Source organism: Nostoc sp. (assembly GCF_054880495.1).
In genome coordinates this window covers 16,144-28,675 of record NZ_JBTYKD010000027.1, presented here as the reverse complement: position 1 = coordinate 28,675, position 12,532 = coordinate 16,144, and the positions used below count along the sequence as shown (strand labels likewise).

The 12,532-nt window shown below is 43.0% G+C and carries 13 protein-coding genes and 1 riboswitch; of the genes, 5 read left to right on the top strand and 8 right to left on the bottom strand.

What is annotated here, in order from left to right; all coding sequences use genetic code 11:
* A partial coding sequence (locus tag ACYTXL_RS03170; protein ID WP_461923480.1) for a CIA30 family protein occupies window positions 1–1,365 on the bottom strand: 1,365 nt, incomplete at its 3' end.
* A 44-nt stretch (window positions 1,366–1,409) separates the two neighbouring features.
* A complete protein-coding gene (locus ACYTXL_RS03165; RefSeq protein WP_461923479.1) occupies window positions 1,410–1,694 on the bottom strand; it encodes a hypothetical protein in 285 nt (94 codons plus the stop codon).
* A gap of 177 nt (window positions 1,695–1,871) precedes the next feature.
* Here ACYTXL_RS03165 and ACYTXL_RS03160 point away from each other — a divergent pair, with 177 nt between their 5' ends.
* The 3 genes from ACYTXL_RS03160 (at window position 1,872) to ACYTXL_RS03150 (ending at window position 4,111) form a co-directional block, all read left to right on the top strand.
* Window positions 1,872–2,381, top strand: coding sequence for a HugZ family pyridoxamine 5'-phosphate oxidase (locus tag ACYTXL_RS03160; protein WP_461923478.1), 510 nt, complete (start codon window positions 1,872–1,874; stop codon window positions 2,379–2,381).
* An 83-nt stretch (window positions 2,382–2,464) separates the two neighbouring features.
* Window positions 2,465–3,349 carry an alpha/beta fold hydrolase gene (locus ACYTXL_RS03155; RefSeq protein ID WP_461923477.1) on the top strand — a complete coding sequence of 295 codons (885 nt, stop codon included), beginning with the start codon at window positions 2,465–2,467 and terminating at the stop codon, window positions 3,347–3,349.
* Window positions 3,350–3,715: 366 nt separating this feature from the next.
* Window positions 3,716–4,111 carry a hypothetical protein gene (locus tag ACYTXL_RS03150; protein ID WP_461923476.1) on the top strand — a complete coding sequence of 132 codons (396 nt, stop codon included), beginning with the start codon at window positions 3,716–3,718 and terminating at the stop codon, window positions 4,109–4,111.
* Window positions 4,112–4,450: 339 nt separating this feature from the next.
* On the opposite strand, the gene ACYTXL_RS03145 is transcribed toward ACYTXL_RS03150, so the two are convergent.
* The 4 genes from ACYTXL_RS03145 to ACYTXL_RS03130 form a co-directional block, all read right to left on the bottom strand.
* Window positions 4,451–5,722 carry an MFS transporter gene (locus ACYTXL_RS03145; protein ID WP_461923475.1) on the bottom strand — a complete coding sequence of 424 codons (1,272 nt, stop codon included), beginning with the start codon at window positions 5,720–5,722 and terminating at the stop codon, window positions 4,451–4,453.
* Window positions 5,723–5,981: 259 nt separating this feature from the next.
* Window positions 5,982–7,058, bottom strand: coding sequence for an aliphatic sulfonate ABC transporter substrate-binding protein (locus ACYTXL_RS03140; protein ID WP_461923474.1), 1,077 nt, complete (start codon window positions 7,056–7,058; stop codon window positions 5,982–5,984).
* Window positions 7,059–7,271: 213 nt separating this feature from the next.
* On the bottom strand, window positions 7,272–8,153 hold the full coding sequence (locus ACYTXL_RS03135; RefSeq protein WP_461923473.1) for a TauD/TfdA dioxygenase family protein: 882 nt from the start codon (window positions 8,151–8,153) through the stop codon (window positions 7,272–7,274).
* 26 nt (window positions 8,154–8,179) lie between these two features.
* Window positions 8,180–9,142 (bottom strand): TauD/TfdA dioxygenase family protein, encoded by a 963-nt coding sequence (locus ACYTXL_RS03130; RefSeq protein ID WP_461923472.1) that lies wholly within the window; start codon window positions 9,140–9,142, stop codon window positions 8,180–8,182.
* 364 nt (window positions 9,143–9,506) lie between these two features.
* On the opposite strand from ACYTXL_RS03130, the gene ACYTXL_RS03125 reads away from it, so the two are divergent.
* Window positions 9,507–9,755, top strand: coding sequence for a hypothetical protein (locus ACYTXL_RS03125; RefSeq protein WP_461923471.1), 249 nt, complete (start codon window positions 9,507–9,509; stop codon window positions 9,753–9,755).
* Window positions 9,756–10,293: 538 nt separating this feature from the next.
* Window positions 10,294–10,917, top strand: a complete 624-nt coding sequence (locus ACYTXL_RS03120; protein ID WP_461923470.1) for a hypothetical protein — start codon at window positions 10,294–10,296, stop codon at window positions 10,915–10,917.
* A gap of 167 nt (window positions 10,918–11,084) precedes the next feature.
* Here ACYTXL_RS03120 and ACYTXL_RS03115 read toward each other — a convergent pair whose 3' ends face one another.
* Both ACYTXL_RS03115 and ACYTXL_RS03110 read right to left on the bottom strand, forming a co-directional pair.
* Window positions 11,085–11,636, bottom strand: a complete 552-nt coding sequence (locus ACYTXL_RS03115; RefSeq protein WP_461923469.1) for a GNAT family N-acetyltransferase — start codon at window positions 11,634–11,636, stop codon at window positions 11,085–11,087.
* 37 nt (window positions 11,637–11,673) lie between these two features.
* A riboswitch (ZMP/ZTP riboswitch) is annotated at window positions 11,674–11,758 on the bottom strand.
* Window positions 11,759–12,124: 366 nt separating this feature from the next.
* Complete coding sequence (locus ACYTXL_RS03110) at window positions 12,125–12,379, bottom strand: DUF7219 family protein (RefSeq protein WP_461923468.1); 255 nt, start codon at window positions 12,377–12,379, stop codon at window positions 12,125–12,127.
* Window positions 12,380–12,532: the final 153 nt, after the last annotated feature.

Here is a 12,532-nt window from a genome sequence, read left to right as displayed (position 1 = left end):
ACAAAGTTCTGCCACATCCTCACGGCTGATTCTACCCTTAATATTATCGCCTTGCTCAAATATTAATTCCTTACCTCCTGCTTCCTCAGTTAAAGCACAAGGTCTAATAATCGTATAAGGAATTCCGCTTTCTCTTAAACTATCTTCTCCCTTCAACTTCCAAGTTAAAATTCCTCCCAATTGGTCATTTAATTTCACTGCTGGCGGTTCTTCATCTAAATTAATGCCGGGGCGTCCTGGACGAGTTACACCTGCTGAACTGACAAGAATAAATTGTGGTAAAGTTGTCCCGCCGTAAGCTTTAATTGATTCCAACTCGAAAGCAAAACCACCTGGAGAAAATTTGGGATTTAAAGCACCATCATATTCAAATTTGCTCAACATCAGTTGGAATGAACAAATTCTATTCTGCTCAATTGGCGGCGCATCCTTGACAATTTTTGCCCGAAAAACGGGAATCAAATCTGCAAAGGGAATATGAACATCTATCCAGGTATTAGCTACGGTATCGAAAGAATAGCTGTAGCCAATGCCATCCCATTTTGTATCTGTCCGCAGGAAGATTTTATAACGCTGACCGTCACCCTTGACGCGCAATTTTACACCTTGGTAATCAGATAAGTTGAAGGGTGGATCAAAATTCTTAGTTCTGACAGAAGCAAATCCGCCAGAGTTATCCGTGGAGACATTACCAGCAAATAAAGCTGTATTTTCTACTAATTGGATATTACTGGCACTCACGCCACCCATGACGACATCATCCAACGCCCCCCAGTTATCCTTTAATTCTGCTGATGGCTTTGTGAAATCAAATATCGGTTTTTCGTTTACTTGGGGTAAATATTTTGCTGCCGCTTGGACTAAATTTTTCACACCTTGATATTCTACATTTTCTGGGGTGTCGCCAACAATTTCTGGTTGGTAAAATTTAACACCTTGATAATATTTGGCTCTATCTGCTGTGTCTCCTTCAACTGGTTGCACGCGCACTGCTGTACAACAAATTACAGCTTGGATATCAGCCATAACTAAAGGAGTTAAAGTTTGTGGTTGAGTTATATCCGCAACTACCAAGTCTATATCATTACCAAGAATTGACCGCGCTTTCTCAATGTCTCGAACTAGGGCGCGAACTTTATAACCTGCTTCGAGCGATCGCATTACCACTCGTTTACCTACACCACCTGTTGCACCTGCTACTAATATTACACCCATGTTTCTTCCTCCATTGGGTCTATCTTGATTATCCTTAGGGCGCCCTTGGATTAACTGCTGTACCCAGTTAAGGAAAGGAATTACCTCAAAGTAAGTCAGGGTTTCGATAAACCTGCCTAAATCCCATTGAGAACGATTTTTGTCAGTCATCTTTGCGTCCTCATAACTTTCTTCAGTTTAGCCCAATGAGCTAGTTATATTGTCAGGACTGACGCAGAGGTAACAGAAAATCGTAGACGCAAAGCGGCTTGCCGCAGGCTACCACAGAGGCACAGAGAAGCCAGTGCGTTGCGGTGAGGCAGTCCGTCCCCCATGAGGAACTGCCGAACCCGAAGTGGGGTTCCCACGCCACTTGGCGCCAGTCCGCTCAAGTCGGGAGACCCGCCCACGCGGCTGGCTCCTTTATGCCGGGGAACCCGTCCACCGCAGTGGCTCCCCGTTGTAGCAACTGGCGCGACACGGAGGAATAAGAGTTTCAAAGAGTTATTGCGTAAGTCCTAGTTGTCTTTAAGCCAGTCCCCACACTTTGATTGTTAATTGCCGATCGTCTAGTTGACAATTAAATATAATTAAGCTAAATCTTTAGCATTTCATGCGATTGCTCAATCACGTTAGGATACTTAATTAGGTGTTCCTAATCAAACGGTAATTTACTTATGAGCCAACTTGAAAACATTCAAGCTGAGTACGAAAAGTTTCCTGAAGAATTTGAGAGTGTAATCATTAGCACCGTGAGCGCCCAGGCAATACCCAATGCAAGTTATGCTCCGTTTATAATGGATGATTCTAAGAATATCTACATTTACGTCAGTGGTCTTTCGACTCATACCAAAAATCTCTATGCCAATCCACATATTAATGTCTTGTTTATCGAGGATGAAGCTAAGAGTAATTTAATTTTTGCTCGTCGGCGTTTGAGTTTTGATTGTACGGCAACTTTGATAGAACATGAAACTGACGATTGGAATCAAATTGTTGAGCAATTTCAAGGGCGATTTGGTGAAATTATCGAGGTTTTGCGCGGCTTGTCTGACTTTCGGATTTTCCAGCTAACTCCCAGTGAAGGCCGTTTTGTAGTTGGTTTTGGCGCAGCTTATCACATCACTGGTAATAACCTCCATCAACTTGTTCAGATCACAGGAGATAATGACCAAAAGCAAGGTTAACAATTAAAAATTGTTTGTCCAGCGTCTCGTAGAGAAGATAGTTTCAGACTCTTATTTAAACTTAAACTAAACTTTGGAATTTTATGCTTCAGTTTCAACCTCCTGGCTTTGGACATAAAGTCATCCATACATCCTTGGGGGCAATGGTTTACTATACCCAAACGAATGCACCTTGGGCGTTCGCTGATACTGAAGATTTGCGCCCACTATTGTTTCTGCATAACTTTGGTGGTGGGGCGTCTGCATATGAATGGTCTAAAGTTTACCCGGCTTTTGCCTCTAATTACCACATTTTAGCCCCCGATTTAATCGGTTGGGGAGAATCGGCTCATCCAGTCCGTGATTATCAAATTAAAGATTATCTCAGTACGATCGCCGAGTTTATCATCCAAACTTGTCGTCAGCCCGTGACTGTGGTAGCCTCGTCTCTAACAGCCGCTTTTGCTATCCGCCTAGCTATTATTCAACCTAATTTATTCCAAGCACTCTTTTTGGTGTCCCCCTCTGGATTTGATGATTTTGGACAAGGTGCTGGACGCAGACTTCCGCTTTCGGTGATTAATACGCCTCTGTTGGACAATTTTATTTACATCCTGGGTGCTGAAAATGAAATTGCAGTCCGAAACTTTTTACAAAGTTTTCTTTTTGCCAACTCACAACGAGTATCTCAAGAGATGGTGGAGGCTTATTTAACCTCTGCACAACAACCTAATGGCAAGTTTGCCGCTTTGGCATTTTTACGGGGCGATCTTTACTTTGATCTGAGTTTATATATTCAGCAACTGACAATTCCCACCGTGATTTTTTGGGGAGAAAAGGCACAATTTACCAGCATCAAACTAGGACGACGATTGGCAAATTTAAATCCAAGTGTAATTCGAGGTTTTTATGCGATCGCAGATGCCGGAATATTACCTCATTTGGAAATACCAGAAGTTTTTATTGGTCTATTGCAACGGTACCTTTAGAGGATGTTTGAAAAGTATTGAGCGAATAGAATTCGCTACTACACAAAGCTTAGTCCACGGAGGTGGACTAACACAAAATCAAGGGTTTTTAACCCACGGCGGTGGGTAATTTTAAATTTTGCGGAAAGTCGCTTTCGGATCATGCTCTCTCTGGCTTGTTATGCAAACTCTCTAGCGAAAGGCAGTATTGCTCCTTGCTTGTGCCCATAGACAAATTGCAAATATTCATGCATCTGACAAGTCACCTCTTCCCCAAGATTTAAAAAGTCTTTCTTTTTTATAAGTGAGATATGCCTTTTGTTAGAAGGATAATTATCTTTTTATAGTTAATCTTTACTTGTACATCCAAAAAACAAGCTAATTGGCATGATAAATTTGATTTCTAGGACGATTGGTCATATCAGTTCCCTGCTTAAAGGACTTCAGGTAAAACCTTTTTTGGCTGTTGTCCTAGTTGGTTTTCTAGTGCTGACGACGAATCTTACTAATGGGCACAATGACAAAGGATTAGCTGAGAGAGTTCGAGAACAGGTAGAGCAAAATGATGCTCAAAGACCAAAAACAGTTGGTCAGTGGAATAAAGAAGCTCGTGAAACCGAAGGTTCTCCTGGTGAACGACTTCAAAAGATTGGACAGCAGTCAGGAGAAGCCCTTAAAGAATTTGGAGGTGGGTACATAGAAGGTGCTCAGAAAACTGCTAGTGATGTAGGCGACAGTGCAGCACAGACAGGCAAAGATATCTCTAACAAACTTGGACGCTAAATATGTTAGAATCTTGTATTGGCAGCGAGTGCTAATAACTTTTCGCCAATAAATGAGTAATAATATTTACGGTGGTGTCTAAGCACTGAATTCTAATACTTGGGTAACGCGCTTACCCTTTCTGATGACAGATTGTAGCGTTTCTCAGTTGCATAAAATATAGGCATTAAATAGGGTAGCATAGTTAGCTGTGCTACCCTACTGCGTGTTGCATCCAAAGCAGAATTTTTATATGACAGCCAGCAGCGATCGCTACTAACAATAGTTATTATATTTGCGATCGCCACTCATCATTGCCCTAAAATTAGGGATCTAGTACAGCACGGCGGAAATAAACCTTTAACGAGCAATCCAACGGCTCACTGCTGGCAATTGTGCAGAGAACCATAGCGCACCTAAGATATTTAGACTGCCACAGACAATCAAGGCATTAGTCGCACCAAAATGATCTGCCAAAGTTCCAGCTAACAGATTCCCAAAGGGCATCATACCCACCATTGCTAGGGCATAAAAACTCATCACCCGTCCGCGCTTATCCTCGGCAACTAGGGTTTGGATAATCATATTACTACTGGTAATCAGCAGGATGGAAAAACAGCCTGTAAACACCAGTATCATTATGGATAATCCAACTTGACGCGATAGTGAGAAGGAGATCAGACTTGTCCCGATCAAGACTTGAGCGACTACAATCAAACGCTCTAAGCCCGCAATCCCTCGCCTGACACTGAGATACAAACAAGCAAACAACGATCCAATCGGGGCTGAGGTGCTCAGGTAAGCCATCGTAGTTGCATCCCCATTTAAAATCTTAGTCGCGAAGATGGGCATGAGCGCGACATGAGACATCCCGACTAAACCTTGTAATGCCAGTATTAATAAAATTGCTCTAATCGGTTGGAATTTGGAGACATATTCAAAGCCCTCCCGCAATTTCTGCAAAGTATCGCTAAGGCTCGTAAGAGTTTGCATCGGTCTGACTTTCAGCCGCATCGCTAGCAGGGTAAAGATGGCAGGAATATAGCTGAGAGTATCGTAGAGAAAACAATATTTTACCCCTAGCGTCGCAATCAAAATCCCACCCATAGCCGGTCCCAATACCAGCGAGGAACTTAACATTACTGAATTCAAGGCGATCGCATTGCCCCAATCAGCGCGATCGTCTACGGTTTCGGTGACGATTGTATGACGCACGGGCATATCTAATCCCTTGAGAAAACCATTGAGAACACTCAGTACCAATAGGATGGGAAAGGTCATCGAATTCCTAAAGGTAAGAATCGTTAATGCCAGGGAAACGCTAATTCCCAATATCTGCACTAGCATTAACAAATCACGACGACTCCAGCGATCGGACAATACGCCCGAAAACGGAATTACTAATAACGTAGGTAAAAATTGTACAAAGCCTGCAACTCCCAACAACCAAGCCGATTTAGTCAAATCGTATACCAGCCAAGGAATAGTTAATTGCTGGGTCATAAATGTCCCAGACATTGATAGTAACTGTCCCCCAAAAAACAGGCGAAAATTACGCCAGCGAAGGGCGGGTAAATACTGGTAAATGATATTACTTGCGCGATCGCCTAGTTGTCCGTTCCAAATTTTCATCAGGGCAGTTCTAGTATGCTCTACTAACAATTAGGTTAACTAATAATTATAGGATAATTGCGTAGTTTACCGCACTTCGGCAAGGCTCAGTGACCACCGCAGGTGTTACCTTGAACCCTTCGACAAGTGTTACCCTAAGCTTGTCGAAGGGCTCAGGGTAACACCTGCGCCGTACCACTTCGTGGAAGCAAGCTACGCGCAGCGTCTCGTAGAGAAGGGCATCGCGTCTGGTTTTGTAGCAAGCTTGCTGATTCAAAGGTTAAGCCCTATTCCTAAGGGCATCCGGTGTAATTGCTGTATACTGCTGGGCAGTTAAGGTTGCTCCTTTAACATCGACTTGTTTTGGCACAACTTTCAGTTCATATAGAAGATCCGCAACCTTTTGTTGAGCGCTAATCACTTCCTCAGTAATTGGTCTCATGTCATATTTTCTTCTCGTCAGCGTCAACTCCATAGTATCGACATCAGTCTTGACCTTCGGTGCAAGGATTTCGGCAGCAGCCCGTCTGTTTTTGTTTGCCCACTGCCCAACTTCATAGTACTCAGACAAAATTGCTTTCAAGAGTTCAGCATTGTTAATCGCAAAATCTCGTGCAGCTAGGTAATAACCTCCTGGCGTCTTAATTCCTTGCGCGTCTCGTAAGATCCGAATACTGCCTTCCCGTTGCTGCTTGATCAGATTAGGATCACCTTCTACAAAGGCATCAACCGTCTTGCTCAAAAAGGCTGCTCTTCCATCTGCAATGGTTAAATTCACTGATTCAATATCACTGAGTTTTAGCCCTATCTCTTCAAACGCTTTCACCACAAAAAAGGTCTGAGCCGTCCCTCTAGAATAAGCAACTTTTTTACCTTTAAGACCTGCCAATGTTTGGATTGGAGAATCCTTTAGCACAATAATTGCGGAACCTTCTCCAGTACCTGGTGGGGTATTAACTACATAAATCAGATTGGTACCAGCTGCCTGAGCAAAAATGGGTGGCGTTTCGCCAGCAGGACCAAGGTCAATGCTACCCACATTTAAGGCTTCCAAGAGCGGAGGCCCAGACACAAATTGAGACCAAGTAACACCTATTCCTTGAGGAGCTAAGCGTTTTTCGATCGCGCCTTTTTCGTGGGTTATATCCCCGGAAACTTGGTAGCCAAGTCGAACGAGCTTGGTACTACCTTTATTGTTACTAGTGGCATTAGCACTCAAAGTTGCACTGCTGCTATTGTCTGTGCTGCCCTTGTTTGTTCCACAACTGACTAAGGCAGTAAAAGACATTAACCCATAAAAAGTGTAAAGTAAATCACGCCTGGATATTGAGTACTTTCCAATTTGCGGTCTGACCATAGTTTTCTACCTCATCTTGACGCTGATACGGTGGGAGCAAAATCTCTGCAAGCTCACCGAATCCATTAGAGGGCTTTATCCTTGCCATTCGGCTATAACCATAACCCTCTAATTGCATCCGGTTTGGTGTCAAAACTAGCTTTTCCCCTCAGCTCTCGAAAGTGGAGAAGGAAAGGGGGAGTAAAGTTTTCTATCTGAAAGAATTCACAACCTTTAGAAAGGACGGCTTCCTCGAATGCTAACCCGCTTCAAAATCCGGGTTGCGTTGGAATTAAATTCGGGGCGATAGTGAGCCGTTGCCTGGTTGTCCCAATAAAGTAGGTCGCCCTTGCTCCAGTGGTGTTGATAAACAAAGTGGGGTTGCTTAATGTGTTCCCGCAACCGCTCAATTAGCTTTGCCCCTTCCACTGGGTCGTAATCAATAATATCTACCTCGCTAGCGGCATTTAGGAAGAGAACTTTCTTGCCAGTATCCGGGTGAGTGCGAACCAAAGGATGGGTAGCAACTCGTTCACCGGGTTCAACGGAACGACCAGCTGCGTAGCTAGGCTCAGGATACTCATCCCGATACTTCCCATAGAAATTAAAATGACGCACCTGTAAGCCAGCAATCTGCTCCTTAGTAGCATCATCTAGCTCTTCGTAAGCCTGAATCAAATTCACCCAATAGGTATCAGGGCCATTCTCAGGCAGTTCTACCCCATATAAAAATGAACCGCTAGATGGTGTAGGCAACCAGTCATGATCAATATGGGGTAGAAGTTCACGATAGTTGGGTGCAACATTGACGGAACTTTCTTCGGAGGCAGCATTTGCAAGAGTCAGGACAAGGGGCGGTAGATACGGCTCGGTTTCTCCTTTGCGGATATAGGCAGGTTGTTGGAGAATGTCGCCAAAGTAATTTGCAAACGCTAATAATTGGTCGTCAGTCAATTGTTGATTTTTGAAGACGAGGATGTGGCGATCGCGCCATGCCTGCTTGAGTTGTAGAATTACTTCTGGTTGTGCTGCCAGACTGGCATCAACACCAGTAACAATTGCTCCTAAAGCTGCTTCAGTAGGCGTAATCTCAATTCGTGTTGCAGTAAATGTCATAAAAATTTCTCCTTGCACTTTGTAGCTTACGAAAGTACTGGTTGTGGTTCCTTAGACTCAGCTTTCTGCTTGAAGACAGTTGGTACTTCTGCGTTGAACACCTCACCTTGAACCACTTGGGAGCGGAAACCATCAACTCCAACTGGAACATCACCAGTAATGGTGGTGCGATATAACAGACGCTCGATATCCAAATGATCTAAATCTTGAGGAGCTAAATGTACAGTGGCGCGGTTATCCCAGAACGCGATATCACCATTATTCCAACGGAAACGGGTGGTGTAGGCGGGCTTGGTGATTTGGTTGAAAAACAACTCAAGTAACAGTTTGCTCTCTTGTGGTGACACGTCAATAATGTGCGAGGTGAAGCCAGGATTAACGAACAACGCACGTTCACCAGTCTCAGGATGAACCCTGACTACTGGGTGGATTGAGACTAATGGATTAACAGCAATGCGCTCGTCGAATTTGCCGTTGCGGGGCTGATACGCGCCCCCATTAAAGCGATGTTCAGCTTTCAATGTGTCTGCTAGCGATCGTAGGGGTGCTGACAGTCCCTCATAAGCCGCAACTAGATTGCTCCAGTGAGTGTCACCACCAAAACTGGGGACATTAACCGCGCGTAAAATTGACCCTGCTGGTGGGTTAATAGCTGCCGTTACGTCTGTGTGCCAAGGACCACCAGTGCGAAAACCGTACTGCTTCTCATAGAGCTTACGATCTACGGGTTTGATCTGTGGGAATCCCGGGACTGGTTCAGGCTCTCCGAGTGGATGCGCGAAAGTTACTTCACCGAAACGAGATGTGAACTCAACCTGGGCAGCATGATCGATGTTCTGACCACGAAAGAACACAACTTTCCATTTCAATAACGCTTTACGGATTTCTTGGACTTGATCCTCAGAAAGAGGGCGGGAAAGGTCTACGCTACCGATTTCGGCACCGATGAAACCAGCAACTGGTTTAACTTCTATATGTTTGTAGCCCATTTAGATTCTCCAGAGTTTGATCTGTAGGGTGGTGTTCACACTCGCCTGTTTCCTTTGGAATTTTGCCAATATCTGATAGCAACATTCCTGTGCTGGGAGTAGAACTGAGAATATCATACATTATTCCGATAGGTTTACAGTAGTATCTATTGCTATTTAACAATTTCCTGTGTTTTTGCAGCTAGGATCTTCGGAATTGAGACACTGATGCCCTTCTCTACGAGAGGCTGCGCCAACGGCTTGGTGCAGTTGCTACCCTACGGGAACGCTAAAAGCGAACAAGTCGGGAGACCCTCTGTTAGCACCTGCTTCACCTGTTGCCCGTTAAGAGTTCCCTTTTAAGAACGAATAAGGGTTTATAATTTTGGGACTGGCAATCATTACCAGTTGCGTAGGCGTAGCCCGCACTTCTCTACGAGACGCTGCGCGAACGGCAAGCTCAGGGCATCGCGCTGCGCGTAGCTTGCTTCTCCGAAGGAGTACGACAAAGCTCAGTGACCATCGTAGACATCGCTGGGATTCTCTCTCACCTTCAAATACTCTCACAAGCAATTACTTCTATTTATCGTTTGGACAAAAAAGAATATTTGCTTCTATCGGCGGTAAAGCTTAATTTTAGAGTATCAAGCTAAACACATACTGAATTAACTTAGTTTTAGAAAGCTCGTACTGACGCTGCTGATGTCCAAAAAATTCCTGCTGAGGTAGTTAAACTAAGCTTTAAACAAGTGGAAATTAAAGTCTGCAAAAACAATAGTGAATTTGTCAAGCGATGGGTCAATCAATTTTAGATTTTGGATTTACGATTTTGGATTAACCTCTCCTTGTAAAGAAGAGGCTTAAATATTGAACTTTTTTGTTTTTTTCTCCGTAAACGGAGAGGCTTGAAACCGTTTTTTGGATTCTAGATTTAGATTTAATCCAAAATCCAAAATCTAAAATCCAAAATTGTCTCGGTCAATCCTAATAGACTTGAAAGTTTTACTAAGATTCAAGACTCAGCATTCCACTAAATCAAAACTTATGCAAAAATATTGAAAAAGCTTCATTAGGTTGGCAATAATTTTGCTTTTTAACTCTTTTACGCAAGTGTTAAGCAGCTAAGAACTTCCTTAGCTGATTACTAAAAATCTCAAACCAGGGAGAAAAATATGCAGGTCATCAAAATCATTCTTGTCGCTCTCGTGTTTATCGTGAATCTGACAATTGCTCAACCTTCTTGGGCAGGTAAAGATTTTACCAAAGGAACTGATTATGTTGAGATAACTCAGGAACTCAATCAACTTATAAATGTGAAAGATAACCCTGAACAAGCTGGCTATACACCTGAGCAATTTCAAGCCCGACTATCACAATTGCAGTCTCAGAAGTATGTGATAGAAACGGCCAGAAAACGAGCGCAGTGCTTTAATCAAACCGGTAAAACTTTGGGTATCTACGCCAATAAACCGAAAAAATATCCAACTCAACTCTACTTCTTAGCAGCAGGGCAAATTACAGATGATGATTGGGATTGTGATGGTATCTACCTACCCGCAGGTACTGAGGTAGTTTTAAGTCCGAATACTGAGGTACAAGAGTTAACCCAACCCATTGCAGTCAAGTTTGTCGATGGTACACAGTCCATTGCTAGAACTAATCCAGCTACTGGTGCAATCGAATTGAATGTTGCACCTGCCAAAGTCTTCAAAGCTGGCGAAGGCAACTGGTTGCTACCTACCTTATCTCAGGCAGATATTGACGCGCAAGTTCCTAGTCCACAAATCATTGACTAATGTTTGCTAGGCATTCAATTTTGATGCGATAAGCGCGTCAATTCTAATTACACCAAATAATACTTTACCCCTCGTAAGCAAGAGGGGTATTTGAAATAATAGGGTAGAGTCTACTAAAGTTAAAATGGCTGCAAATGCAGTGGGAACAGAAATTGTAGAATTGATTGCTACAGAAATACTAAAACTTTCTCAAAAACAATTGCATCAACCCACACATCTGAGTTGTAAATTAGTTCTCCCACTTGTTGATATCCTCGGCTTTTATAGAAAGACAAGAGCTTTAGGTGTGTCTTCACTCCATCCAACCGTACAGCAGAGTAACCGCACTCAATGGTAAGCTTCTCAATAGCTTGCATACACCATGTTCCTATCCCTTTGCCTTGCCAAGATGGAAGTATTGCTAGTTTATGTATATACACTGCCGGAACATCTGATATCTGCCAAAGAATGTTTCCATACTTGATGTAGCTCAATGGAACTGTTGTCATCATCTCAAGTGTGAAAGTGCCCACTAGGTTCTCGCCGACTGTAACGCCGTAAACCTCTTGCTCCATAGCATCGTGGAGCATTTGCTCAAGCGGATAATTTGGCGGCATCCAGTGACTCAAACCGAAGCGGTCTTTCATATCAAGACCGCAAGCCACCAAGATTTGGTGAAGGGATGGAACCTCAGATATGCTGGCGTGTTGGAGACAGAGTTGTTTGCTATCGCTAACCATAAACAGTTCCTCTAAAGACACATATTGCCTTACATAAAGTGGCTGCCCAGGCGTTCGGCATCAGATTTCCTCATGCTCCCTAGTAGTTTTTTCTATTTAAATCGCCAGTCACATGAGGAGGTTGATAGTTTTAGCTAATCTTTCAGCCATCAACAATATTAAATATATCCTTCTTCCGTCACTTTAGGGGTTTATATTTTGATAGCAACATTTTGACTGCGTTCGCATTCGCGTAGCGTCTCGTAGAGAAGCGTGCGCCAAAGGCGCTCTCGCTGGTTTGACTTCATGCTATCTTTACTATTATTCGACTTCCTCTTAACCGCGATACCTTCTCTACGAGAGGCTTCGCCAACGGTGAGCTTCTCTACGAGACGCTTCGCGAACGCTAACGCATCCACATTGCCATCAACACTTTTTGTGACAAATATTACTTACAAATCTCTTCAGTATTTTCTCATGAATGATTCCGGATTGCTATAATTTCATGATTATACTGGTGGATCATTACTATTTAAGAGTTGTTTTTTACTGCACTTCAGTTGTTTCCAAAGTAATTTAATCTGTTTGTAAGCCTCATTAGCCGAGAGCTTCCCATTGGTTTCTAAACTAGTGATAATGCCCACTTTTTGAGCAAATTGTTGTAAATTTGCATTAAACACTAAGTTTTCTGGCTTAACCTGACCATAGTAACGACTGCGAGGGGAAATAAATTTGTCTTTGTCTTGTTGATTAGGCTGTTGCATAATTCTAGTTCCGATTATGAACTTTCTCCTCATGATAGTCAATCTAGTTAAACTCAAGCTCTTTAAATAGTAATTTTTGCTTGAATATTTATTTAAGATTGTAGACCATAAGCTTTTCTCTAATATGGCTTATGGTCTACATTTATAATCATC